17 protein-coding genes are annotated in these 23,033 nt (G+C 71.3%); 1 reads left to right on the top strand and 16 read right to left on the bottom strand.

Going from position 1 to position 23,033, the window contains the following annotated elements:
- Positions 1-27: 27 nt before the first annotated feature.
- The 5 genes from obgE to ACZ4WQ_RS05255 all read right to left on the bottom strand — a co-directional run bounded on the left by obgE (position 28) and on the right by ACZ4WQ_RS05255 (position 7,800).
- Positions 28-1,461 carry a GTPase ObgE gene (obgE, locus tag ACZ4WQ_RS05235; protein ID WP_311722458.1) on the bottom strand — a complete coding sequence of 478 codons (1,434 nt, stop codon included), beginning with the start codon at positions 1,459-1,461 and terminating at the stop codon, positions 28-30.
- Positions 1,462-1,606: 145 nt separating this feature from the next.
- Positions 1,607-1,864 carry a 50S ribosomal protein L27 gene (rpmA, locus tag ACZ4WQ_RS05240; RefSeq protein WP_311722457.1) on the bottom strand — a complete coding sequence of 86 codons (258 nt, stop codon included), beginning with the start codon at positions 1,862-1,864 and terminating at the stop codon, positions 1,607-1,609.
- Positions 1,865-1,878: 14 nt separating this feature from the next.
- Positions 1,879-2,199 carry a 50S ribosomal protein L21 gene (rplU, locus tag ACZ4WQ_RS05245; RefSeq protein WP_311722456.1) on the bottom strand — a complete coding sequence of 107 codons (321 nt, stop codon included), beginning with the start codon at positions 2,197-2,199 and terminating at the stop codon, positions 1,879-1,881.
- A gap of 302 nt (positions 2,200-2,501) precedes the next feature.
- Positions 2,502-6,803, bottom strand: coding sequence for a ribonuclease E/G (locus ACZ4WQ_RS05250; RefSeq protein ID WP_398369375.1), 4,302 nt, complete (start codon positions 6,801-6,803; stop codon positions 2,502-2,504).
- Between the two features lie 220 nt (positions 6,804-7,023).
- Entirely contained in the window at positions 7,024-7,800 is a 777-nt protein-coding gene (locus tag ACZ4WQ_RS05255) for a TIGR03936 family radical SAM-associated protein (protein ID WP_311722453.1), read from the bottom strand.
- A 383-nt stretch (positions 7,801-8,183) separates the two neighbouring features.
- Between ACZ4WQ_RS05255 and ACZ4WQ_RS05260 the strand changes: the two genes are divergently transcribed.
- A complete protein-coding gene (locus tag ACZ4WQ_RS05260) occupies positions 8,184-8,879 on the top strand; it encodes a type 1 glutamine amidotransferase domain-containing protein (protein WP_398370496.1) in 696 nt (231 codons plus the stop codon).
- A gap of 36 nt (positions 8,880-8,915) precedes the next feature.
- Here ACZ4WQ_RS05260 and ACZ4WQ_RS05265 read toward each other — a convergent pair whose 3' ends face one another.
- The 11 genes from ACZ4WQ_RS05265 to ACZ4WQ_RS05315 form a co-directional block, all read right to left on the bottom strand.
- Positions 8,916-10,877, bottom strand: a complete 1,962-nt coding sequence (locus ACZ4WQ_RS05265; RefSeq protein ID WP_385341901.1) for a TIGR03960 family B12-binding radical SAM protein — start codon at positions 10,875-10,877, stop codon at positions 8,916-8,918.
- Between the two features lie 72 nt (positions 10,878-10,949).
- Entirely contained in the window at positions 10,950-12,542 is a 1,593-nt protein-coding gene (locus ACZ4WQ_RS05270) for a CYTH and CHAD domain-containing protein (RefSeq protein WP_398369372.1), read from the bottom strand.
- 60 nt (positions 12,543-12,602) lie between these two features.
- On the bottom strand, positions 12,603-13,736 hold the full coding sequence (rodA, locus tag ACZ4WQ_RS05275; RefSeq protein ID WP_311722917.1) for a rod shape-determining protein RodA: 1,134 nt from the start codon (positions 13,734-13,736) through the stop codon (positions 12,603-12,605).
- Positions 13,737-13,801: 65 nt separating this feature from the next.
- Positions 13,802-15,937, bottom strand: coding sequence for a penicillin-binding protein 2 (gene mrdA, locus ACZ4WQ_RS05280; protein WP_311722449.1), 2,136 nt, complete (start codon positions 15,935-15,937; stop codon positions 13,802-13,804).
- A gap of 34 nt (positions 15,938-15,971) precedes the next feature.
- Positions 15,972-16,586, bottom strand: a complete 615-nt coding sequence (mreD, locus tag ACZ4WQ_RS05285) for a rod shape-determining protein MreD (protein WP_311722916.1) — start codon at positions 16,584-16,586, stop codon at positions 15,972-15,974.
- A gap of 6 nt (positions 16,587-16,592) precedes the next feature.
- Complete coding sequence (gene mreC / locus ACZ4WQ_RS05290) at positions 16,593-17,534, bottom strand: rod shape-determining protein MreC (RefSeq protein ID WP_311722448.1); 942 nt, start codon at positions 17,532-17,534, stop codon at positions 16,593-16,595.
- A gap of 162 nt (positions 17,535-17,696) precedes the next feature.
- Positions 17,697-18,716 carry a rod shape-determining protein gene (locus tag ACZ4WQ_RS05295; protein ID WP_311722447.1) on the bottom strand — a complete coding sequence of 340 codons (1,020 nt, stop codon included), beginning with the start codon at positions 18,714-18,716 and terminating at the stop codon, positions 17,697-17,699.
- Positions 18,717-19,032: 316 nt separating this feature from the next.
- Positions 19,033-19,446 carry a nucleoside-diphosphate kinase gene (ndk, locus tag ACZ4WQ_RS05300; RefSeq protein ID WP_311722446.1) on the bottom strand — a complete coding sequence of 138 codons (414 nt, stop codon included), beginning with the start codon at positions 19,444-19,446 and terminating at the stop codon, positions 19,033-19,035.
- A 75-nt stretch (positions 19,447-19,521) separates the two neighbouring features.
- Positions 19,522-19,881: a DUF4233 domain-containing protein gene (locus ACZ4WQ_RS05305; protein ID WP_311722445.1), complete on the bottom strand. Its 360-nt coding sequence runs from the start codon at positions 19,879-19,881 to the stop codon at positions 19,522-19,524.
- A gap of 1 nt (position 19,882) precedes the next feature.
- Positions 19,883-21,385, bottom strand: coding sequence for a bifunctional tetrahydrofolate synthase/dihydrofolate synthase (gene folC, locus ACZ4WQ_RS05310; protein ID WP_311722443.1), 1,503 nt, complete (start codon positions 21,383-21,385; stop codon positions 19,883-19,885).
- 83 nt (positions 21,386-21,468) lie between these two features.
- Complete coding sequence (locus ACZ4WQ_RS05315; protein WP_398369368.1) at positions 21,469-22,920, bottom strand: peptidoglycan D,D-transpeptidase FtsI family protein; 1,452 nt, start codon at positions 22,918-22,920, stop codon at positions 21,469-21,471.
- Positions 22,921-23,033: the final 113 nt, after the last annotated feature.

Below are 23,033 nucleotides of genomic sequence, written 5' to 3' on the forward strand. Positions count from 1 at the left end.
TGGGCGTTCAACCGCGCCGCGCTCGCCCTAGAAGGGGTTGAACGCGTCGTACTCGGCCTCGGCGTCGTCCCGCTCCGCGTCGCGGTCACGGCGGCGCTGGGCGGCCGGGCGCGGGGCCTCGAAGCGGTGGTCCTCGCCACGGCGGCCGAGCATCTCCGCGCCGGCCGTGATGGTCGGCTCCCAGTCGAAGACGACGGCGTCGTCCGTGGCGCCGATGACGACCTCGTCGCCCGACCGCGCCCCGGCCTTCACCAGCGCCTCCTCGACGCCCAGGCGGGCCAGCCGGTCGGCGAGATAGCCGACGGCCTCGTCGTTGTTGAAGTCGGTCTGGTGGACCCAGCGCTCGGGCTTCTCGCCCACCACCCGGTAGAAGCCGTCCTCGGCGACGACCTTGAAGCCCGCGTCGTCCACGGCCTTCGGGCGGATGACGATACGGGTCGCCTCCTCCTGGGGCTTGGCCGCCCGCGCCGCCGCGACGATCTTCGCCAGGGCGAACGAAAGCTCCTTGAGGCCGTGCCGGGAGACCGCCGACACCTCGACGACCTGGTAACCCCGGGCCTCCAGATCCGGCCGGATGATGTCGGCGAGGTCCTGGCCGTCGGGAACGTCGACCTTGTTGAGGGCGACCAGCCGCGGCCGGTCGCCGAGGCCGCCGTACTGCGCCAGCTCCGCCTCGATGACGTCCAGGTCGCTCAGCGGGTCGCGCTCGGACTCGAGCGCCGCCGTGTCCAGGACGTGGACGAGCACCGAGCAGCGCTCGACATGGCGCAGAAACTCCAGGCCCAGGCCCTTGCCCTGGCTGGCGCCCGGGATCAGGCCCGGCACATCGGCGATGGTGTAGACGGTGGAGCCCGCCGTCACCACGCCGAGGTTGGGCACCAGGGTGGTGAAGGGATAGTCGGCGATCTTCGGCTTGGCGGCCGAGAGCACCGAGATCAGCGAGGACTTTCCGGCGCTCGGGTAGCCGACCAGCGCCACGTCCGCGACCGTCTTGAGCTCCAGGACCACATCCCCGGCCTGGCCCGGCTCACCCAGCAGCGCGAAGCCGGGGGCCTTGCGGCGGGCCGAGGCCAGCGCGGCGTTGCCCAGGCCCCCGCGGCCGCCCTGGGAGGCGACGAAGGTGGTGCCCTGCCCGACCAGGTCGGCCAGGACGTTGCCCTGCTTGTCGAGGACGACGGTGCCGTCCGGGACGGGCAGGACCAGGTCCGTGCCGTCCTTGCCGGAGCGGTTGCCGCCCTCGCCCGGCTTGCCGTTGGTGGCCCTGCGGTGCGGGCTGTGGTGGTAGTCGAGCAGCGTGGTGACCGACTGGTCGACGACCAGGATCACATCGCCGCCACGGCCGCCGTTGCCGCCGTCCGGGCCGCCGAGCGGCTTGAACTTCTCGCGGTGCACGGAGGCGCAGCCGTGGCCTCCGTTACCCGCGGCGACGTGCAGCTCGACGCGGTCCACGAAGGTGGTCATGACGCTGTGCCTCCAAAGTAGCTACGTACGGTACGCCTTACGTACCGAATGTCTTAGGCGTAACGCACCGAGGGCGGACCCGCTTCCCCGTCACGGGAAAGAGCGGTCCGCCCTCGGAAAGGTGTGTGGTGTCGCCCCGGGCTGATTACTCAGCGACCGGAACGATGTTCACGACCTTGCGGCCACGCGCGGTGCCGAACTGCACCGCACCGGCGGCCAGCGCGAACAGCGTGTCGTCGCCGCCACGGCCGACGCCCGCACCCGGGTGGAAGTGCGTGCCGCGCTGGCGGACCAGGATCTCACCCGCGTTGACGACCTGGCCGCCGAAGCGCTTGACGCCGAGCCGCTGGGCGTTGGAGTCGCGACCGTTCCGAGTGGACGATGCGCCCTTCTTGTGTGCCATGTCTCCTCAGTCCCTTACTTCGCAGCCGCGTCGATGCTGGTGACCTTCAGCGCGGTGTGCAGCTGACGGTGACCGATCCGCTTCCGGTAGCCGGTCTTGTTCTTGTACTTCAGGATGTCGATCTTGGCGCCCTTGTGGTGGTCCACAACCTCGGCGTGCACCTTCACCCCGGCCAGCACCCACGGGTCGCTGGTCACGGCGTCACCGTCGACAACGAGCAGAGTCGAGAGCTCCACCGTGTCGCCGACCTTGCTGCTGGACAAACGGTCGACCTCGATGACGTCGCCCACGGACACCTTCTGCTGGCGGCCGCCGGTGCGCACGATTGCGTACACGCGGTTCTCACTCTCTCGTCAGTAATCGGGACCTCTGATGCCAGCCGCTCCCCATCGACCGGCACGGTCAGTGGTTCACCGATCACCTGCGTACGTCCACGAAGGGATGCCCAGGCAACGGCGAGCGGCCTCTCCCGGCGGGGCGGGAGGGATTTGCTCAGGGGTTGGCGTACAAACGCCGACGGTCAAGGTTACGGGGCCGGGACCAGGGGGTCAAACCGGGGCCGGGGCGGGGGCGCCCGCCCCAGTCGGGTGGACAACCCCCGCCCCGGATCCCGGTGCGGCGTGCTCGGTCGCCGGTGTCAGTCGTCGGTGGAGGCCGAGACCGAGGACGGCGTCTGCTGCTCCGCCGCCGCGGTCTTCTTGGCCACCGACTTCTTGGCCGTCGTCTTCTTGGCCGCGGTCTTCTTGGCGGTCGTCTTCTTCGCCGCCGTCTTCTTGGCCGCGGCCTTCTTCGCGGGCGCCTTCTTGGCGGCCTTGCGGGCCGTCTTCTTCGCCGGCGCCGGGGCCGCCGCCTCCTCAGGCTCCGCCGCGGCCTCGGAAGCCGCCTCGGAAGCCGTCTCAGCGGCCGTCTCGGGGGCCGTCTCCGGGGCCTCGGGCTCCGGCTCCGGCCCGGCGTCCTGGGCCGCGCTGACGACCACCACGGCCGCCTCCTCGGAGCCCGCAGGCGAGCCCGCGGGAGCGGACACCTTCCGGGTCACCCGGCGGCGCGTACGCGGCGCGGACACCGGCTCCGGCGCGACGGCCGGCTCCGGCTCAGCCGCCGCCTCGGCCTTCGGCTCCTCGGCCGGGGCCTCCTTCGGCTCCTCGACCGGCAGCACGACCACGGCCGCCTCCGGCTGCTCCGCGGCCTTCGGGGCGCCCGCGGGGGCGGTCACCTTCCGGGTCGCCCGGCGCCGCGTACGGCCACGCGTCGCGGCCGCCTCGGCCTCCGCGGCGCTGCTGTACAGCTCCTCGTCGGCGGCGAAGGTCACCGGCTCCGGCGCGTGCCGGTGCTCCGCGGCCTCGGCGGCGGCCTCGGCCACCGTCTCCGGCTCGGCCTCGACCACGGCCGCCTCGGCGGCCTCAGCGGCCTCGACGACCTCCGGCGCCTGCTCGGGCTGGGCCGCCGCGCCCTTCTTCTTCTTGCGCTTGCCGCCACCGCCGACCGCCGTCGGCTGGTCCATGTGGACGAGCAGACCACGGCCGTTGCAGTGCACGCAGGGCTCGGAGAACGACTCCAGCAGGCCCTGGCCGACCCGCTTGCGGGTCATCTGGACCAGGCCCAGCGAGGTGACCTCCGCCACCTGGTGCTTCGTACGGTCCCGGCCCAGGCACTCCAGGAGGCGCCGCAGCACCAGGTCCCGGTTGGACTCCAGCACCATGTCGATGAAGTCGATCACGATGATGCCGCCGAGGTCGCGCAGCCGCAGCTGGCGCACGATCTCCTCGGCCGCCTCCAGGTTGTTCCTGGTGACCGTCTCCTCCAGGTTGCCGCCCTGGCCGGTGAACTTGCCGGTGTTGACGTCGACCACGACCATCGCCTCGGTCCGGTCGATCACCAGGGAGCCGCCGCTGGGCAGCCACACCTTGCGGTCCAGCGCCTTCATCAGCTGCTCGTCGATCCGGTACGTGGCGAACACGTCGACGTCCGACGTCCACCGCTGAAGCCGGTCCGCGAGGTCGGGGGCGACGTGCGAGACGTATCCGTGGATCGTGTCCCAGGCGCCGTCGCCGCTCACGATGACCTTGGAGAAGTCCTCGTTGAAGATGTCGCGGACGACCCGGACGGTCATGTCCGGCTCGCCGTAGAGCAGCGTCGGGGCGCCGCCGCCCTTCGCCTTCTTCTGGATCTCCTCCCACTGCGCCTGAAGCCGCTTGACGTCGCGGGACAGCTCCTCCTCGCTCGCGCCCTCGGCCGCGGTCCGGACAATAACGCCCGCGTTCTCGGGGACGATCTTCTTGAGGATCTGCTTCAGACGCGCGCGCTCGGTGTCCGGCAGCTTGCGGCTGATGCCGGTCATCGAGCCCTCGGGCACGTACACCAGGTAGCGGCCGGGGAGGGATACCTGGCTGGTCAGCCGGGCGCCCTTGTGACCGATCGGGTCCTTGGTGACCTGGACCAGCACGGACTGGCCGGACTTCAGCGCGGTCTCGATCCGGCGCGGGCCGTTGGACAGCCCCAGCGCCTCGAAGTTGACCTCGCCCGCGTAGAGCACGGCGTTGCGGCCCTTGCCGATGTCGACGAAGGCGGCCTCCATCGACGGCAGGACGTTCTGCACCTTGCCCAGGTAGACGTTGCCGACGTAGCTGTTCGACTGTTCCTTGTTGACGAAGTGCTCGACGAGGACATTGTCCTCCATCACGCCGATCTGGGTGCGCTCGCCGTTCTGCCGGACGACCATCACCCGCTCGACCGCCTCGCGGCGGGCCAGGAACTCGGCCTCCGTGATGATCGGCACCCGGCGGCGGCCCTGCTCACGGCCCTCGCGGCGGCGCTGCTTCTTCGCCTCGAGGCGCGTCGAGCCCTTGATGGACTGCACCTCGTCGGCGCCGGACTCGGCCTCCTTGGCGCGCCGCTCCCGCGGCTCGCGGATCTTGACGACCGTACGCTCCGGGTCGTCGCCCGACTCGACCTCGGCGGCGTCCCCGCTGCGCCGGCGCCGGCGACGGCGGCGACGGCTGCTGCTGGTGCCGCCGGCCTCGTCCTCCTCGGACTCCTCGGCCCCGGCCTCGCCGGTGACCTGCTCGTCCGCGCCCTCGCCCGCGTGCTCGTCCTCGTAGCGCTCGCCGGCCTCGCCCTCGGCGCGGCCCTCCGCGCCCTCGGCGTCCGCGGCCTCGCCACGGCGACGGCGGCGGCCACCACGGCGACGGCGGCGGGCCGGGCGCTCGCCCGACTCCTCGTCGCCGTGCTCGCCGTCCGCGAGCTCGGCCTCCTCGGCGGTCTCGGCCGTCTCTTCGGCCTCGGCCTGCGCGGCCTGCTCGGGCTGTGCGGCCCGGGCGGCCTGGTCGTCGAACGGCTCACCGCGGCGACGGCGACGGCGGCGGGCAGCCGTGGGCGCCGCCTGCTCTGCGACCGCGAACGGCTCCTCGTCCTCCGCCTCGTCCGTCTCGTCCGCCTCCTCGGCGGCCGCGGCGGCGGCCAGGGCGGCGCTCTCCGGCGTCTGGAACACCGGCTCGGTGAACACCGGGGCCTGGAACACGGCGGTCGGCGGGCGCACGGCCCGGCGCCGGCCCCTGGCCGGAGCCTCCGGCTCGGCCTCGGCGGCCTCCGGCTCACCGGCCGACGGCCGCGGGGCCTCGGCCGACTCGTCGGCGGCGGGAGCGGCGGCCGTACGGGTCGCACGACGGCGGGTACGGGCGCGCGGCGCGGCGGTGTCCTCGTCGGCGGGGCTCTCGTCGGCAGGTGCGGCAGAGACCTCGGCAGCGGCGGCTGCCGCCTCCGGCGCCTCGGGCTCAGGCTCGGGCGAGCCTGCCGGGGCGGTCGCCTTACGCGTCGCCCGGCGGCGGGTACGCCGCGCGGTCGGCTCGGCCTCCTCCGCCGCCTCGGCACCGGACTCGGACGCGGCCTGGGCGGCGGCGTCAGCGGTCTCGGCGGTCTCGGCGGGCTGGGTCTCTTCCGTCGCGGCGGCCTCCGGCGAGCCCGCCGGGGCGGTCGCCTTGCGCGCCACCCGACGACGCCTGCGGACCGGCGCCACGGCCTCCTCATCGGCGTCCTCGCCGACGGGCTCCGACGCGGCCACGTCCTCCGCGACCTGCTCCTCGCCGGTCGCCTTGCGCGTCGCCCGACGACGCTTACGGACCGGCTCGTCGGCCTCGCCGCTCTCGGCAGCGGCCTCGTCGGATTCGGCGGCGACGACGGTCTCGGCCTCGGCCGCCTCCGGCGAAGCGGCCGGAGCGGACACCTGGCGGGTCGCGCGACGGCGCTTGCGCACCGGCGCCGCCGCCTCGGCGGCCTCATCGGACTCCTCGGCAGGCTGCTCGTCGGCCGCCTCGTCGGGCACGGCAGCGGCCTCGGCGGCGACAACGGTCTCAGCGGTCTCTGCCGGACCGGCAGGAGCGGACGCCTGGCGGGTCGCACGGCGACGCCCGCGCACCGGCGCGGCGGCCTCCTCCACGACATCGGCGTCCTCGGCGGTCTGGGCGGCCACCTCCGGCGAGCCCGCCTCAGCGGTCGCCTTGCGCGTGGCCCGGCGGCGTGTGCGCGGCGCGGGCACCGGCTCCTCGGCCGGTGTGCCGTCCTCAGCGGCAGGAGCGGACTCCGCCGCGGAGAGCGCGGTCTCGGCGGTCTCCGGCGAGCCCGCCGGGGCCGTCGCCTTGCGCGTGGCGCGACGGCGCGTACGCGGCGCGGGCACCGGCTCCTCCGCCGAAGCGGACGGCGCGGCGGCCTGGGGGTCGAGGTCGGTGGTCGAGGCGGCCGGTATGGCCGGAGCGGCGGACTGGGCCGCCTCGTCGCTCACCACTGCCGCGGGCGGGCCGGCCGGCCGGGAGGCCGCGCGGCGGCGGCGCGGCGGCAGGGTGTCGCTTGGGGTGTTGTTCTCGGTGGTGTCCCTGGGGGCGACGGCACGCTGAGCGGGCTGTCCCAAGGGCTGGATAGGTTCGATCGGCTCAATAGGCTCGAGCATGCGGGCGTTTCTCCCGTCACGCTCCCGGGCGCCGCGTCCGCGTTCGGCGGCAATTCGCGCTCTGCGCGATTGCCGCCGCCCGCGGCGCGGGCGCCGCACGGGAGCTGTCGTCTCACTCGCCGGGACCGGAAATGCCGGGACCGGCGAAAGTCTCCTGGTCAGTGCGCCTGCCGGACCCGGGGTGGCTCCCTGGTGCACCGGCGGCGCATCGACGGCGGTCCTACGCGGAACCTTCCGGCGCCATCGCGGCGGTCAGCCCGGCGGCCGTGGGTGGGGCGGCCGGTACTGCCTCGCGATCGGGCGCGAGCGGGTCGGTCACCGTGCCGGACTCCTCATCGAGCAGCCCCTGCGCCAGCCTGGTCACCGCTGCGGGGACCGGCGGCGCCAGGTCGGCCGTAGCGCGGAGACCGGACAGGACGTCGTCGGGTCGCACGGCAGGTGTCAGATGCCGTACCACCAGCCGCAGTATCGCACAGGCAGGGTCCCCCGGCCTATCGACCGGGGCCGCGAGGGCCTCGAGCCGGGCGACGGCACCACGTGCGTCGAAGGACCGCAACCCGTTTTTCGTCCGGCGCTCGACCTCGACCGTTTCGGCGGCGAGGAAGGCGGCGACGGCGCGCTCGGCCTCCTCGGGGGCGACCCCGCTCAGCCGGATCTCCCAGACGGAGGCCTGAAGCCGATCGGCCAGGCCCGGCGTATGGGCCTCGACGGCCTCGGTGACGTCGAGCCCGGCGGGCAGCGACTCGTCGAGGAGCTCACGCAGCCTTTCGGGGTCGCGCGCCTCGGTGAGCTGGATCTCCAGGTACTCGGCCTCACTGCCCGTGCCGGTGGGTGCGGCATTGGCGTACGACACCTTGGGGTGCGGGGTGAACCCCGCCGAGTACGCCATGGGCACCTCGGCGCGGCGCAGCGCCCGCTCGAAGGCGCGCTGGAAGTCGCGGTGGCTGGTGAACCGGAGGCGGCCGCGCTTGGTGTAGCGCAAACGAATGCGCTGCACCGCGGGTGCGGGCGGCGGGCCTTCGGGCTGTCGCTTGCCCAGGGGTCCTTCTCCTTGCCGTCGAAGCCTTGCTGTCGAGGTGTTGCGATCGAGGTGTTGCGATCGAGGTGTTGCTGTCGAACGCCGGAGGCCGGGCCCTCACCTTGTGCGGGTGCGCGGCCCGTGCCCCTTCCAGCGTACTTGTCGGGCCGTGGGTTACTTGACGGCCGTCGGCGGTGGCAGCTTCCTGCCCGTCGGTCCGATCCGGATTCGCGTGTCCATGCGCGGGCAGAAGCGTCTCTCTCGGCTACGACTGTGTCCCGGAGAGTCACTGGACTTGCCGGGCTGCTGTGCCGAGCGTGCAATGAATGTGCGAGCTGTTCTCGGGCGGGGAGGTGGGCGCCGTGGCGAAAGTCCTCTTCATCGTGAGTGGGGCGACGTATTGGGTGCTCAAGGACGGCACCAGGCATGCGACGGGATATTGGGCCGAAGAGTTCGCGATGCCCTACAAGAAGATCACGGAGGCCGGCCATGACGTCGTGGTCGCGACACCCGGCGGTGCGATCCCGAACGTCGACATGATGAGCCTGCGCCCCTCGATGGCGGGTGGTGAGGACGGAGCCCTCGAACTGGAAGCCATCATCCGCGATGCCGAGGTGTTGCGTCGGCCCCTCAAACTTTCGGACGTCCGTCTCGAGGACTACGACGCGGTGTATCTGCCCGGTGGTCACGGTCCCATGTCGGACTTGGCGTTCGACGCCGATGCCGGCCGCCTGCTGACGGCGCAACTCGCCTCCGGCGACCCGCTCGCGATCGTATGCCACGCCCCTTCCGCGATGCTGGCCACGAGAATGCACGGCGAGTCACCCTTCAAGGGCTACCGGGTCACGGGCTTCACCAATGAGGAGGAAGAGGCGGTCGGGCTGGCCTCCAGGGCAACGTGGCTGCTGGAGACCGAACTCAAGGACCAGGTCGGCGTCGAATTCAGCCGCGGCCCGATATGGGAGCCGTACATGGTCGAGGACCGCAACCTGATCACCGGACAGAATCCCCACTCAGCAGCGACTCTCGCCGATCGGCTGCTCGAGATCCTCAAGTGACCGTGTAGATCAGGGTGCGGCACCTCGCCCTCGCCCTCAGTGCGCGTGACCACTCACGGCGGGCGTCGGACCAGCGTTCTTGACCGTCAGAGGCAGCAGCTTCTTGCCCGTCGGTCCGATCTGGATCTGCGTGTCCATCTGCGGGCAGACGCCGCAGTCGAAGCACGGGGTCCAGCGGCAGTCGTCGACCTCCGTCTCGTCGAGGGCGTCCTGCCAGTCCTCCCAGAGCCAGTCCTTGTCGAGGCCGGAGTCCAGGTGGTCCCAGGGCAGGACCTCCTCGTAGGCGCGCTCGCGGGTGGTGTACCAGTCGACGTCCACGCCGAACTCGGGCAGCGCCCGCTCGGCGCACTCCATCCAGCGGTCGTAGCTGAAGTGCTCGCGCCAGCCGTCGAAGCGGCCGCCGTCCTCGTAGACCGCGCGGATGACCGCGCCCACCCGGCGGTCGCCGCGGGAGAGCAGGCCCTCGACGATGCCCGGCTTGCCGTCGTGGTAGCGGAAGCCGATGGAGCGGCCGTACTTCTTGTCGCCGCGGATCTTGTCGCGCAGCTTCTCCAGGCGGGCGTCCGTCTCCTCGGCGCCGAGCTGCGGGGCCCACTGGAAGGGGGTGTGCGGCTTGGGGACGAAGCCGCCGATCGAGACGGTGCAGCGGATGTCGTTCTTGCCGGAGACCTCGCGGCCCTTGGCGATGACCTTCATGGCCATGTCGGCGATCTGGAGCACGTCGTCGTCGGTCTCGGTCGGCAGGCCGCACATGAAGTACAGCTTCACCTGGCGCCAGCCGTTGCCGTACGCGGTGGCGACGGTCCTGATCAGGTCGTCTTCCGAGACCATCTTGTTGATGACCTTGCGGATGCGCTCACTGCCGCCCTCGGGGGCGAAGGTGAGGCCGGAGCGGCGGCCGTTGCGGGTGAGCTCGTTGGCGAGGTCGATGTTGAAGGCGTCCACCCGGGTCGACGGGAGCGACAGCCCGATCTTGTCTTCCTCGTAGCGGTCGGCGAGGCCCTTGGCGACGTCGCCGATCTCGGTGTGGTCCGCGGAGGACAGGGACAGCAGGCCGACCTCCTCGAAGCCGGTGGCCTTGAGCCCCTTGTCGACCATCTCGCCGATGCCGGTGATGGAGCGCTCGCGCACCGGGCGGGTGATCATGCCCGCCTGGCAGAAGCGGCAGCCGCGCGTGCAGCCGCGGAAGATCTCGACGGACATCCGCTCATGGACGGTCTCGGCGAGCGGCACCAGCGGCTGCTTCGGGTACGGCCACTCGTCCAGGTCCATGACGGTGTGCTTGGAGACCCGCCACGGCACGCCGGAGCGGTTGGGCACGACGCGGGAGATCCGGCCGTCGGGCAGGTACTCCACGTCGTAGAACGCCGGCACATAGACGCCGCCGGTGCGGGCGAGGCGGAACAGCAGCTCGTCCCGGCCGCCGGGGCGGCCCTCGGCCTTCCAGGCGCGGATGATCTCGGTCATCTCCAGGACGGCCTGCTCGCCGTCCCCGATCACCGCGCAGTCGATGAAGTCCGCGATCGGCTCGGGGTTGAACGCGGCGTGACCGCCCGCAACCACGATGGGGTGGTCCTCGGTGCGGGCCTTGGCCTCGAGCGGGATCCCGGCCAGGTCGAGCGCGGTCAGCATGTTGGTGTAGCCGAGCTCGGTGGAGAAGGAGAGCCCGAAGACGTCGAAGGCCGCGACCGGGCGGTGCGAGTCGACGGTGAACTGCGGCACCTTGTGCTCGCGCATGAGCGCTTCGAGGTCCGGCCAGACGCTGTACGTGCGCTCCGCGAGCACGCCCTCGCGCTCGTTCAGTACCTCGTAAAGGATCATGACGCCCTGGTTGGGCAGACCGACCTCATACGCGTCCGGGTACATGAGCGCCCAGCGGACGTCGCAGCTGTCCCAGGCTTTGACGGTGGAGTTCAGCTCCCCGCCCACGTACTGGATCGGCTTCTGCACATGCGGGAGCAGGGCCTCGAGCTGCGGAAAGACCGACTCGACAGACATCCGGAAGACCTTCGTGAGCTGACAAGGGTGACCCCCAAGCCTAACCCGCCCGGCGGACACTCCTGACGCCGCTCACGGCCGCAGCGCCGCCCGGTGCTTCTCGCGCGAGACCTCGGCCCACAACGCGGGCAGCTCGGCCTCCCGCCGCGCGGCCAGCGCCTCCTCCCGGGCGTACAGGACGCCGAAGGTGAAGTCGCGCTCCCCGGCGGCGTGCGCCTGCTCGGCCAGGTCGCGCAGCGCCTCGCGGGCGACCACGCTGTCCTGGTGGTCGCCGAGCAGATCCTGGAGCTCGGTCATGAGCCCCGCGAACGCCTTGGCGGGCTTGCCGAGCGCGGGGCGGGCGGCCTCGGCGGCGTAGCGGGCGCGCTTGGCCTTCTTGCGCGCCTCGTGCACGGCGAGGTCCCGGTCGTGCCCGGGGGGAGCGGCGAGGGCGGCGGCGACAAGGGCGGCGAGCCGTTCGTAGTCGCGCAGCACGGCCGCGAGGATCACGTCCTCGGCGGGGCGGTCGGCGGCGGGCCGCAGCGGCGGGTCGGCGGACAGCGCGTCCAGGGAGGCCAGCAGGGCGAGGTGGCGCTCGCCGTCGAGCACGCCGATCAGCCGCTCGCGCGAACCGCGGCGGCTCGTCCGCGACCAGGTGCCCAGCCGCTCCGCCACGGGGCCGGCGCGCAGCCCGTCCGGGACCTCGGCGAGCCGCTCCTCGATCCGGGCGGTGAGCACCTCGCGGTCGCGGTCGATGCCGAGCTCGCCGGCCAGCCACTTCAGCTCGTCGCCGATGGGATCGGTGACGGCCCGGTCCAGGACCTTGCGGTAGGAGCGGAAGGAGCTGCGCAGGCGGCGGGTGGCGACACGCATGCGGTGGACGGAGTCGGGCGCGTCCAGGCGGACGGCGGGGTCGAGCGAGACGACGTCGGCTATCTGGGCGCGTGCGTAGCGGAGGACCACGTCGCCCGCCGTGGGCCCGGCGCCCTTCGCACCCTTGCCCGCCTTCTTGCCCGCCTTGGCTTTCTTGCCCGTCTCGGCCTTCTTGTCGGCCGACTCGGCGCCCTTCGTGCCGTCCCGCGCGACCCTGGTCTCGGCCAGCGCCCTGGCGAGCTTGGACGGTGCGGCCGAGCGGCGCAGCCCCGCCTCCGTCAGATGCGATTCGAGCGCGTCGAGGAGCGCCGGGTCGCCGCCCGGGGCGAGCTCCATCTCGACCTCCGTCCACCCCACCGGCTCGCCCTGCTCCGGGGTCAGACGGCTGGCGGTGACGCGGTCGGCGGACAGCTCGGCGAGCAGGGCGCCGTCGGCGTCCACGAGGTGTCTGACGTCCCGCTCGGACACCAGGCGGACCAGCGGGACGAGCCCCTTGTCGCGGACGCGGGAGCGTACGAGGGCGGCGAGCTCGGCGGGCAGCGTGTCCGACAGCGGGGCGCGGATCTCGTCCCGGGCGTCCGGCCCGGCGGGCAGCTTGAGGTGCCACCCCGCGTCGCTGCCGCCCGTGCGGCGGCGCAGGGTGATGCGGTCCGCCGCGAGCCGCTGGTCGGCGGTGTCGTAGTACGTGGCGTCCAGCGTGGCCACGCCCTTGTTCACGACCTCCGCGACGCCGGCGACCCCGGTCAGATCGGGGAGCCGGCCGTCGTCGGGGGCCTCGTACTTTCGCTCGATCTCACGCACCGTGTCCGCCATGACGTGAATGTACTGCTGTGCGGCGTTTGAGGGCAGCCCCGGCGTCGGGCGGATCGGGCGTCAGGCCGATACGGGACGCTGTACGCGGATCGACTGAAGCAGGCCGACCGCTATCCACACGGCGAACATCGACGACCCGCCGTACGAGACGAACGGCAGCGGCAGACCGGCCACCGGCATGATGCCCAGCGTCATGCCGATGTTCTCGAACGCCTGGAAGGCGAACCAGGCGATGATCCCGGCGGCGACGACCGTGCCGTAGAGCTCGGTGGTGTCCCGCGCGATGCGGCAGGCGCGCCACAGCACGACACCGAGCAGCACGATGATCAGGCCCGCGCCGAGGAAGCCCAGCTCCTCCCCCGCGACCGTGAAGACGAAGTCGGTCTGCTGCTCGGGCACGAACTGGCCGGTGGTCTGGGTGCCGTGGAACAGCCCCTTGCCGGTGAGGCCGCCCGAGCCGATCGCGATCCGCGCCTGGTTGGTGTTGTAGCCGACGCCAGCCGGGTCGAGGGCCGGGTTGGCGAAGGCGGCGAAGCGGTCGATCTGGTACTGGTCGAGCACGCCGAGCTGCCAGATCAGGACCGCGCCGATGACGGCCGCGCCGATCAGCCCCACGACCCAGCGGTTGGACGCGCCCGAGGCGAGCAGCACGCCGAGCACGATCACCGCCATGACCATCACCGAGCCGAGGTCCGGCATGAGCAGCACGATCGCGATGGGCAGCGTGGCGAGCCCGAGGGCCTGGACGACGGTGCGGTGGTCGGGGTTGACGCGGTCCCCCGCGTCCACGCGCGCCGCCAGCAGCATCGCCATCCCCAGGATGATGGTGATCTTGGCGAACTCGGAGGGCTGGAGGGAGAAGCCGCCGCCGATCACGATCCACGCGTGCGCCCCGTTGATGGTGGAGCCGAGCGGGGTGAGGACGGCGAGGACGAGGATCACGGACAGCGCGTACAGCACCGGCACGGCCCCGCGCAGTGTGCGGTGGCCGAGCCAGATCGTGCCGACGGCCAGCACCAGCCCGATGCCGGTGTTCATGGCGTGCCGGATCAGGAAGTAGTACGGGTCGCCCTGGTTGAGCTCGGTGCGGTTGCGGGTGGCGGAGTAGACGAGGACGGTGCCGATGGCGGACAGGGCCAGCGCGGCGAACAGCAGTATCCAGTCCAGGCGGCGCACGATCGAGTCGCGCGCCATGAGCTTGCCCCAGGTGCCGCGCTCGGGCGTGAACCGGCGCGTGGTGTACGTGTGCGTAGAGGCACTCACGCTTGCTCGTCCCGCCTTCCGACCGCCTTGACCGGCGGGCCCAGCGGCTGGTCCTGAATGGTGCCATCGGAATCGATCTTGGGGAGGGTCGCCTGGGGCTTGGGCAGCAGCGCCTTCTTGTTGTCGATGCCGCCCTTGGCGTCCACCCCGTAGAGCGCGTTGTAGATGTTGCGCACGGCCGGGCCGGAGGCGCCGGAGCCGGTACCACCCTGGGAGATCGTCATGACGATCGAGTAGTCCTTGGTGTACGTCGCGAACCACGAGGTCGTCTGCTTGCCGTAGACCTCGGCCGTACCCGTCTTGGCGTGCATCGGGATCTTGTTCTGCGGCCAGCCGCCGAATCGCCAGGCGGCGGTGCCGCGGGTCGCGACTCCCGCGAGGGCGCTGTCTATCTGGCGGCGCGTCTGCCCGTCCATCGGCAGCTTGCCGTGCGACTTCGGCTTGATCTCCTGGACCTTCTTGCCGTCGGCGCTGATGATCGCCTTGCCGATGGTCGGGTCGTACAGCGTGCCGCCGTTGCTGATCGCGGCGTAGATGGTCGCCATCTGGATCGGGGTGACGAGCGTGTCGCCCTGGCCGATGGAGTAGTTCACCGAGTCACCGGCGCGCATCTTCATGCCTTCGAGGCAGTTCTCGTAGGCGATCCGCTGGCCGTAGTTGCCGTCCTTCTTGCCGTACTTGCACCAGCCGTTCTTGTTGGCCTTCCAGTAGTCCTTCTTCCACTGGCGGTCCGGGATCCGGCCGGTGACCTCGTTGGGGAGGTCGATGCCGGTCTCCTTGCCGAGGCCGAACTGGTGGGCGGTCTTGTAGAACCAGTCCGCCGGGTGCTTCTTGGGCTTGTTGCCGCCGTCCTTCTGCCACTGCTTGTACGAGAGGTCGTAGAACACGGTGTCGCAGGAGACCTCAAGCGCCCGGCCGAGGCTGATCGGGCCGTAGCCCTTCGACTCGAAGTTCTTGAAGACCTGTGAGCCGATGCTGAACGAGCTGGAGCAGTTGTAGTTGCCGTCGAAGGGGTAGCCGGCGTTGACCGCGGCCGTGGTCGGGATCACCTTGAAGATCGAGCCGGGGGCCGACTGGCCCTGGATCGCCCGGTTCAGCAGCGGGTAGTTGGAGTTCTTGCCGGTGAGCCTCTTGTAGTCCTTGCCGGAGATGCCGCCGACCCAGGCGTTGGGGTCGTACGTCGGGTTGGAGGCCATCGCGACCACCCGGCCGGTCTTCGCCTCCATGACCACGACCGCGCCCGCGTCCGCCTCGTACCTGCGGCCCGTGTTCCGGTCCATCTCCTTGCGGGCGTCCTTCATCGCCTGGTCCAGCTCTTTCTCGGCGACGGCCTGCACCCGGGCGTCGATGCTGGTGACGACGTTGGCGCCGGGCTGGGCCTTCTGGCTCTCCGCCTGGCCGATGACCCGGCCGAGGTTGTCCACCTCGTAGCGGGTGACCCCGGCCTTGCCGCGCAGCTGGTCGTCGTACTCGCGCTCCAGGCCGTTACGGCCGACCTGGTCGGAGCGGAGCAGCGGCGAATGGCTGTCCTCGGCCTTCTTGATCTCCTCGTCGGTGACCGGGGAGAGGTAGCCGAGCACCTGTGCGGCGTTGGCGTCGCCCGGGGCGGCGTAGCGGCGCACGGCGGTCGGCTCCGCGCTTATCCCCGGGAAGTCCTCTTCGCGCTCGCGGATCTGGAGGGCCTGCTTGGGGCTGGCCTCGTCGGTGATGGGGATGGGCTGGTACGGCGAGCCGTTCCAGCAGGGCTGGGCCGTCTTGGCGTCGCACAGCCGGACCTTGTCCATCACGTCCTTGGGCTTCATGTCCAGGACGTCGGCGAGACGGGTGAGGACGGCCTTTCCGTCGTCCTTCATCTTCATCAGCTCGGTGCGGCTGGCGGAGACGACCAGGCGGGTCTCGTTGTCGGCGAGCGGCACGCCGCGGGCGTCCAGTATCGAGCCGCGCACGGCGGGGTGGACGACCTGCTGGACGTGGTTGTTGGCGGCTTCCGCGGTGTATTCGTCGCCGTTGCGGATCTGGAGGTACCACAGGCGGCCGCCGAGGGTGAGCAGCAGCGAGAAGACGATGATCTGGATGGCGACCAGCCGGATGGTGACGCGCGGAGTCCGCCCGGTCTCCGGGATATTACTCATGGCTGCTGCCCCCACTGGATGTCGGATCGAGGCCTCACAGGCGCTTGACCCCCTTGAGCCGTCCCGTCCCTCGGTTGGCGGCCTTCATCAGGAGCCCGCCGCGCTGGCTGCCGACCCGGGAGCCGCCGGAGCTGTCGGCCATCGGGTCGTTCTCGCTCTTTCTGGCCATTCCCATGATCAGCGGCACGGTGAAGGGCGCCAGCAGCAGGTCGTACAGCGCCGCGGTGAACAGCAGCTTGCTCAGGCCCACATGGCGGGAGGCGTCGTCGCCGACGAGCTGGCCGACGCCCGCGTACAGCAGCGTGCTGCCGATGGCCGCCGCGACGACCACGAGCATCGGCCCGGTGGCCGACCGGAGCTGGCCGGTCTCGGGCTTGGCGAGGCCCGCCAGATAGCCGATGACGCACAGCACCAGGGCGTACCGCCCGGCGGCGTGGTCGGCGGGCGGGGCGAGGTCGGCGAGCAGGCCGGCGCCGAAGCCGATGAGCGCGCCGCCCGTGTGGCCGTAGACCAGCGCGAGGCCGAGCACGACGAGCAGCAGCAGGTCGGGGACCGCGCCGGGCAGTTGGAGCCGGGCGAGCACACAGACCTGGACGACGAGGGCGATGACCACCAGGAGGGTCGAGAGCAGGACCCGGTTCAGACGCAGCATGGGTCAGCTCCTGTCGGCGGAGGCGCTCGGGGACGAGGTCGGTTTGACCGTGACGGTGACCGTGGGCGCCGGCTTGGGCTTGGCGGGCTTGGGCGGCAGCACCGTGTCCCGCGGGTTCTCGCGCGGCGGCTCGACGACGACCCCGACGATGTCGAGCTTGGTGAAGCCCACGTACGGGCGCACCAGCAGGGTGCGGGTCAGATCGCCGCCCGAGGGGTCGACCCGGACCACCTCGCCGACCGGAACGCCGGGCACGAAGGGCTTGTTGGCGCGGGAGCCGAAGGTGACCAGCCGGTCGCCCTTCTTGATCTTGGCCTTGCCGTTGAGGAGCTGGACGCGCAGCGAGCGGCCGCCCTGGCCGTTGGCGAAGCCGAGCTCGCCGGACTTCTCCATGCGGGTGCCGACGGTGAACTCCGGGTCGATGGCCAGGACGACGGTGGCCGTGGACGGGCCGACGGTGGTGACCCGGCCGACCAGGCCGTCGCCGTTGATGACGGTCATGTCGCGGCGGATGCCGTCCTTGCTGCCCACGTCGATGGTGACGGTCCAGGAGAAGCCCCGGGCCGCTCCTATGGCGATGACCTGGGCGCCCTTGATGCCGTACTGGCCGGCGCCCGCGGTCTTGCGCAGCTTGTCCAGCTCGACGACGCGGGCGCGGTTGCGGTCGTCGCTGCCGAGCCGCTGCTTGAGCTCCGCGTTCTCCCGCTCCAGGGCGCTGATCCGGTCATGCCGCTCGCCTGAGTCCCGTACGGCCGCGACGGCGTTGCCGACCGGGTCGACCGCGGACGCGACCCCGTCCTCGACGGGGCCGAAGACGGATGCGGCGGCCTGCCTGGCGCCGTCGAGGGGCGAGTCCTCGCCGCCGCGGATGTCCACCGTGATCAGTGCGAACGCGATGGCGACCAGCAGCACCAGGAGCAGCCGGCTCTCTCGTGTGTCCCTCACGTGCGGCGACGTGCCTTCCTCGTCGGAGTCGGACCGGCCACGTCATTCGTCAGGCGATTTTCACGTGTAGCCGGTCATGGGGAGCCAAATGCCTGTATATCAGTGAACCGCCGCTCCGCCGTACGGGAAGTCGGCCACCCGTACGGCGGATTCACCGGATCGTCATCTGCGGGGCTGGGCGTCCAGCACCTGCTGGAGCGCCTCGAACTCCTCGACGCACTTGCCGGAGCCGAGCGCGACCGAGTCCAGCGGGTCCTCGGCGATGTGGATCGGCATGCCGGTCTCCTGGCGCAGCCGCTCGTCGAGGCCGCGCAGCAGGGCGCCGCCGCCGGTGAGCACGATGCCGCGGTCCATGACGTCGCCGGACAGCTCGGGCGGGCACTTGTCGAGGGTGGTCTTGACCGCGTCGACGATCGAGTTGACCGGCTCCTCCATGGCCTTGCGGACCTCGGCGGCGGAGATCACGACGGTCTTGGGGAGACCGCTGACCAGGTCACGGCCGCGGATCTCGGTGTGCTCCTCCTCCTTGCCCTCGAAGGCGGAGCCAATCGTGATCTTGATGTTCTCGGCGGTGCGCTCGCCGAGCAGAAGGCTGTACTCCTTCTTGATGTGCTGGATGATCGCGTTGTCCAGCTCGTCGCCCGCCACCCGGATGGACTGCGCGGTGACGATGCCGCCGAGCGAGATGACCGCGACCTCGGTGGTGCCGCCGCCGATGTCCACGACCATGTTGCCGGTGGCCTCGTGGACGGGCAGGCCGGAGCCGATGGCGGCGGCCATGGGCTCCTCGATGATGTGCACCTGGCGGGCGCCCGCCTGGGTGGAGGCCTCGATGACCGCGCGGCGCTCGACGCCGGTGATGCCGGAGGGCACGCAGACGACGACGCGGGGGCGGGCGAGATAGCGGCGCTTGTGGATCTTCAGGATGAAGTAGCGCAGCATCCGCTCGGTGATCTCGAAGTCGGCGATCACGCCGTCCTTCAGCGGGCGCACGGCCACGATGTTGCCAGGGGTGCGGCCGATCATCTTCTTCGCCTCGGCGCCCACCGCGAGGATTCCGCCGGTGTTGGTGTTGATGGCGACGACGGACGGCTCGTTGAGGACGATCCCGCGGCCCCTGACGTACACCAGCGTGTTGGCGGTCCCGAGGTCGACAGCCATGTCACGGCCGATGAACGACATGTTGTTCCCCATGAGGATGCGTCAGGCCTTCCCAATTGAGCGATTGCTTGCTTGAGGTCGGCAGGATGTGGTGCGCTGCGAGGCGCGGAAGCTCTCATCGTAGTCACGCCCGCTCGAACACGCTGCGGGGGTCCTCCGCCATTGTCAGCAGAACACGGGCCCGCCCCCTGCTAATGGTGACGTCGTGTCGCGGGGATGCGTTCCCCCGATCGGCCCGCATATGCCGAAGGGCGGCCGAACAATGGCGGCCGCCCCAGGTGGGACCGGGTGACCATGTGATGAACGGTCAACCCGGCCCGGACGAGTTCAGGCGGGTTCAGGCGAGCCCGGGGAAGAAGATCTTGATCTCCCGCTGGGCGGACTCCTCGGAGTCGGAGGCGTGGATCAGGTTCTCCCGCACGATCGTGCCGAAGTCGCCGCGGATGGAGCCCGGCGCCGCGGCGATCGGGTCGGTCGGCCCCGCCAGCGCCCGTACGCCCTCGATGACGCGCTCGCCCTCGACGACCAGCGCGACCACCGGGCCGGAGGCCATGAAGTCCACCAGCGGCTCGTAGAAGGCCTTGCCCACGTGCTCGGCGTAGTGCTGCTCCAGCACCTCGCGGCCGAGCTCGCGCAGCTCCAGCGCGCTGATCGTCCAGCCCGCCTTCTTCTCGATGCGGCTCAGGATCTCGCCGATCAGTCCGCGTCGTACGGCGTCGGGCTTGAGAAGGACGAGCGTGCGCTGGGTCACTGCGAGAACTCCCTTGGAACGTGGCATGCGGGTGAAACTGTGCCGCCGAGGCTACATGGGTGAACGACGGCCACGTTACGCAGTGTCAGCACCGGCGGTGCCGGCGCGGGCGGAAGCGAAACGGGCCTTCGCCTCGTCGACCTTGCGGCCGTAGTGGACCGAGGCCCACCACAGCCCCGCGAAGGCCGCGCCCAGAACGTACATGGTGGTGACGATGGTGCCGCTCAGCACCAGGCCGATCTGAAGGGCCCAGCCGATGTGCACCGCGCCGGGGCGGCCGAGCATCCCGCACAGCAGGACGCACAGCGCCATGGCGATGCCGCAGACCGTCCACACCGTGGCCACGGACAGGCCGGAGACCTTCATGGCCACCAGACCGGCGAAGCCGATCACAAAGAATTCACCGATCAGGGTGGATGCGCACAGCGTTCGCATGTCAGCCCCTTCCCAGAAGCAGCCGGGCCTCGCCGACCGTTATCACCGACCCGGTCACCAGCACGCCCGCGCCCGAGTACTCGCTCTCTTCCTCCGCGAGCGTGATCGCCGCCTCCAGGGCGTCGTCCAGCCGCGGCTCGACCTGCACCCGCTCCGCGCCGAAGACCTCGACGGCGAAGCCGGCCAGCTCGTCCACGTCCATCGCGCGCTCGGTGGAGTTGCGGGTGATCACCACCTCCGCGAAGATCGGCTCGAAGGCCTCCAGGACGCCGCGTACGTCCTTGTCGCCGCTCGCGCCGACCACACCGATCAGCCTGCTGAAGCCGAAGGCCTCGGTGACCGCCTCGGCCGCCGCCCGCGCCCCGGCCGGGTTGTGCGCGGCGTCCAGGACCACGGTCGGGCTGCGGCGCACCACTTCGAGCCGGCCCGGGGAGGTGACGGAGGCGAAGGCGGTGCGGACCGTGTCGATGTCCAGGATGCGGGCGTGCTCCGAGCCGACGCCGAAGAACGCCTCCACGGCGGCCAGCGCCACCGCCGCGTTGTGCGCCTGGTGGGCCCCGTACAGCGGGAGGAAGACCTCCGGGTACTCACCGCCGAGGCCGCGCAGGGTCAGCAGCTGGCCGCCGACCGCCACCTCGCGGGAGAGCACGCCGAACTCCATGCCCTCGCGGGCGACCGTGGCATCCACCTCGACCGCGCGCTTGAGGACCACGGACGCGGCCTCCAGCGGCTGCTGTGCCAGCACCACCGTGGCGTCCTGCTTGACTATCCCGGCCTTCTCCGTCGCGATCTGCTCCGGAGTGGTGCCCAGCCGGTCGGTGTGGTCCAGCGAGATCGGCATGATCACCGCGACCCCGGCGTCGATCACATTGGTGGCGTCCCAGACGCCGCCCATACCGACCTCGACCACCGCGATGTCGACCGGCGCGTCCGCGAAGGCCGCGTACGCCATGCCGGTGAGCACCTCGAAGAACGAGAGCCGGTGCTCCTGTGAGGCGTCGACCATGTCGACGTACGGCCGGATGTCCTGGTAGGTCTCGATGAACCGCTCGGCGGAGATCGGCGCCCCGTCCAGGCTGATCCGCTCGGTGATCGACTGGACGTGCGGGCTGGTGTAGCGGCCGGTGCGCAGGTCGAAGGCGCCCAGCAGCGACTCGATCATGCGGGCGGTGCTGGTCTTGCCGTTTGTGCCGGTGATGTGGATCGAGGGGTAGGCGCGGTGCGGGGAGCCGAGGATGTCCATCAGCGCCTCGACGCGCACCAGCGAGGGGTCCAGCTTGGTCTCGGGCCAGCGCCCCGCGAGCTCCGCCTCCACCTCCCGCAGCGCCCGGTCCAGCTCCGGGTCGGCCGGACGGGAGGGCACTCCGTCCCCCTGCGCCGGCCCGGACCGGGTGCGCAGCGTCCGGCTCCCGGCCTCGATCACGGCGAGATCGGGGTCGCGGTCGGTCTCGGCTCCGACGATCTCGTCGAACTCATCGGGCTCGTTCTGGGGGCTCTCGCTCACGGTCACAGTCTACTTTCAGGGCTCGGCCTGCTTCCGGCGCGTCTCTTTTGGGGCTCGGTCCTCCTCCGGAGGCCGTGTGCCCCTCATACGCCCAGCGCCGCCTTCATCACCGACTTGGCGATCGGCCCGGCCAGGCCGCCGCCGGAGATGTCGGCGCGGGCCGCGCCGCTGTCCTCGACCGCCACCGCGACCGCGACCTGATGGCCCTGCCCGTCAGCCGCGTAACTCACAAACCACGCGTACGGGTTCGCGCTGTTGTTCTCGCCGTGCTGCGCGGTGCCGGTCTTGCCGCCGACCGTCACCCCAGGGATCTGGGCGCTGGTGCCGGTGCCCCGCTCCACCACCGTCGTCATCGCGGACCGCAGCTGCGAGGCCGTGGACGACGACATGGCCCGGCTGTACGCGGCGGGCTCGGTCCGGTCCAGGGTGCCCCCGCTGCCGTCGGTGGTGCGGTCGACCAGATACGGCTTCATCAGGGTGCCGCCGTCCGCGATGGCCGCGGAGACCATGGCCATCTGGAGCGGGGTCGCGGTGACGTCGAACTGGCCCATGCCGCTCAGGGCGGTCTGGGAGGCGTCCATGCCGCTGGGGTAGACGCTCTTCGCGGCGCGCACCGGGATGTCCAGCTTGGAGTCGTCGAAGCCCAGCTTCTTCGCCTGGGCCGCGACCTTGGTCTGCCCCAGGTCGACCGCCATCTTCGCGAAGACCGTGTTGCAGGAGTACTGGAGCGCGGTGCGTATCGTCGCGTTCTTGCAGGGGGCCGACGCGCTCTCGTTGGTCATGTCGGTGACCGTGCCGGGCAGCCGGTACGGGTCGGGGCTCTTCGTCGGCTCGTCCACGGAGCCGTAGAGCCCGTCCTCCAGCGCCGCCGCGGCGACGACCAGCTTGAAGGCCGAGCCCGGCGGATACGTCTGGCGCAGCGCGCGGTTGAGCATCGGCTGCTTCTCGTCCTTCTGAAGCGCGTTCCACGCCTTCTGGTCGGCGGCGGAGGAGCCCGCGAAGGTGCCGGGGTCGTAGGAGGGGGTGCTGGCCAGGGCGAGGACCTTCCCCGTCTTCGGGTCGATGGCCACGACGGCGCCGGTCTTGCTGCCGAGCCCCTTGTACGCGGCCTTCTGCGCGGCGGGGTCGATGGTGGTGAGCACATCGCCCGCCTTGGCCCGCTGCCGGGTCAGCAACTGGTCGGGGCCCGCCAGCCGGGAGTCCGAGCCGTCCAGCACGCCCCGGTTGAGCGCCTCCAGCTGGGTGGTGCCGTACGTCTGCGAGGCGTAGCCGGTGACCGGTGCGTACAGCTCGCCGTCGGTGTACGTCCGCTTGTACTTCAGGTCGCCGCTGGTGGCGGCGGAGCCGGTGACCGGCTTGCCGCCGACCAGGATGTCGCCGAGGGGCCCGGAGTACTCCTTGATGGCCATGCGCGGGTTGTGGGCGTTGTCGTCGAGGCTGTGCGCCCTGGCCACCTGGATCCAGGTGGCCCAGATGAGCAGGGCCAGCACGAGCAGCAGGCTGAACACGGAGGCGTGTCGCAGCGGCTTGTTCATGGTGGCGGTGCTCCTTCCGGGACGTACGAGCGGATAACTCCCGGAACGGTGCGTTTGGTTCCCGGGTGTGACCCCGCACACGCGAAGCGCCCCCGCCGCCCTCGGCTGAGGGG

The organism is Streptomyces sp. NPDC028305 (assembly GCF_055569495.1).

Excerpts from the sequence above, each read along its gene's own strand:
- obgE (WP_311722458.1), bottom strand. The coding sequence starts at position 1,461 with ATGACCACCTTCGTGGACCGCGTCGAGCTGCACGTCGCCGCGGGTAAC.
- rpmA (WP_311722457.1), bottom strand. The coding sequence starts at position 1,864 with ATGGCACACAAGAAGGGCGCATCGTCCACTCGGAACGGTCGCGACTCC.
- ACZ4WQ_RS05250 (WP_398369375.1), bottom strand. The coding sequence starts at position 6,803 with ATGCTCGAGCCTATTGAGCCGATCGAACCTATCCAGCCCTTGGGACAG.
- ACZ4WQ_RS05265 (WP_385341901.1), bottom strand. The coding sequence starts at position 10,877 with ATGTCTGTCGAGTCGGTCTTTCCGCAGCTCGAGGCCCTGCTCCCGCAT.
- ACZ4WQ_RS05270 (WP_398369372.1), bottom strand. The coding sequence starts at position 12,542 with ATGGCGGACACGGTGCGTGAGATCGAGCGAAAGTACGAGGCCCCCGAC.
- rodA (WP_311722917.1), bottom strand. The coding sequence starts at position 13,736 with ATGGCGCGCGACTCGATCGTGCGCCGCCTGGACTGGATACTGCTGTTC.
- mrdA (WP_311722449.1), bottom strand. The coding sequence starts at position 15,937 with ATGAGTAATATCCCGGAGACCGGGCGGACTCCGCGCGTCACCATCCGG.
- ACZ4WQ_RS05295 (WP_311722447.1), bottom strand. The coding sequence starts at position 18,716 with ATGTCGTTCATCGGCCGTGACATGGCTGTCGACCTCGGGACCGCCAAC.
- ACZ4WQ_RS05305 (WP_311722445.1), bottom strand. The coding sequence starts at position 19,881 with ATGCGAACGCTGTGCGCATCCACCCTGATCGGTGAATTCTTTGTGATC.
- ACZ4WQ_RS05315 (WP_398369368.1), bottom strand. The coding sequence starts at position 22,920 with ATGAACAAGCCGCTGCGACACGCCTCCGTGTTCAGCCTGCTGCTCGTG.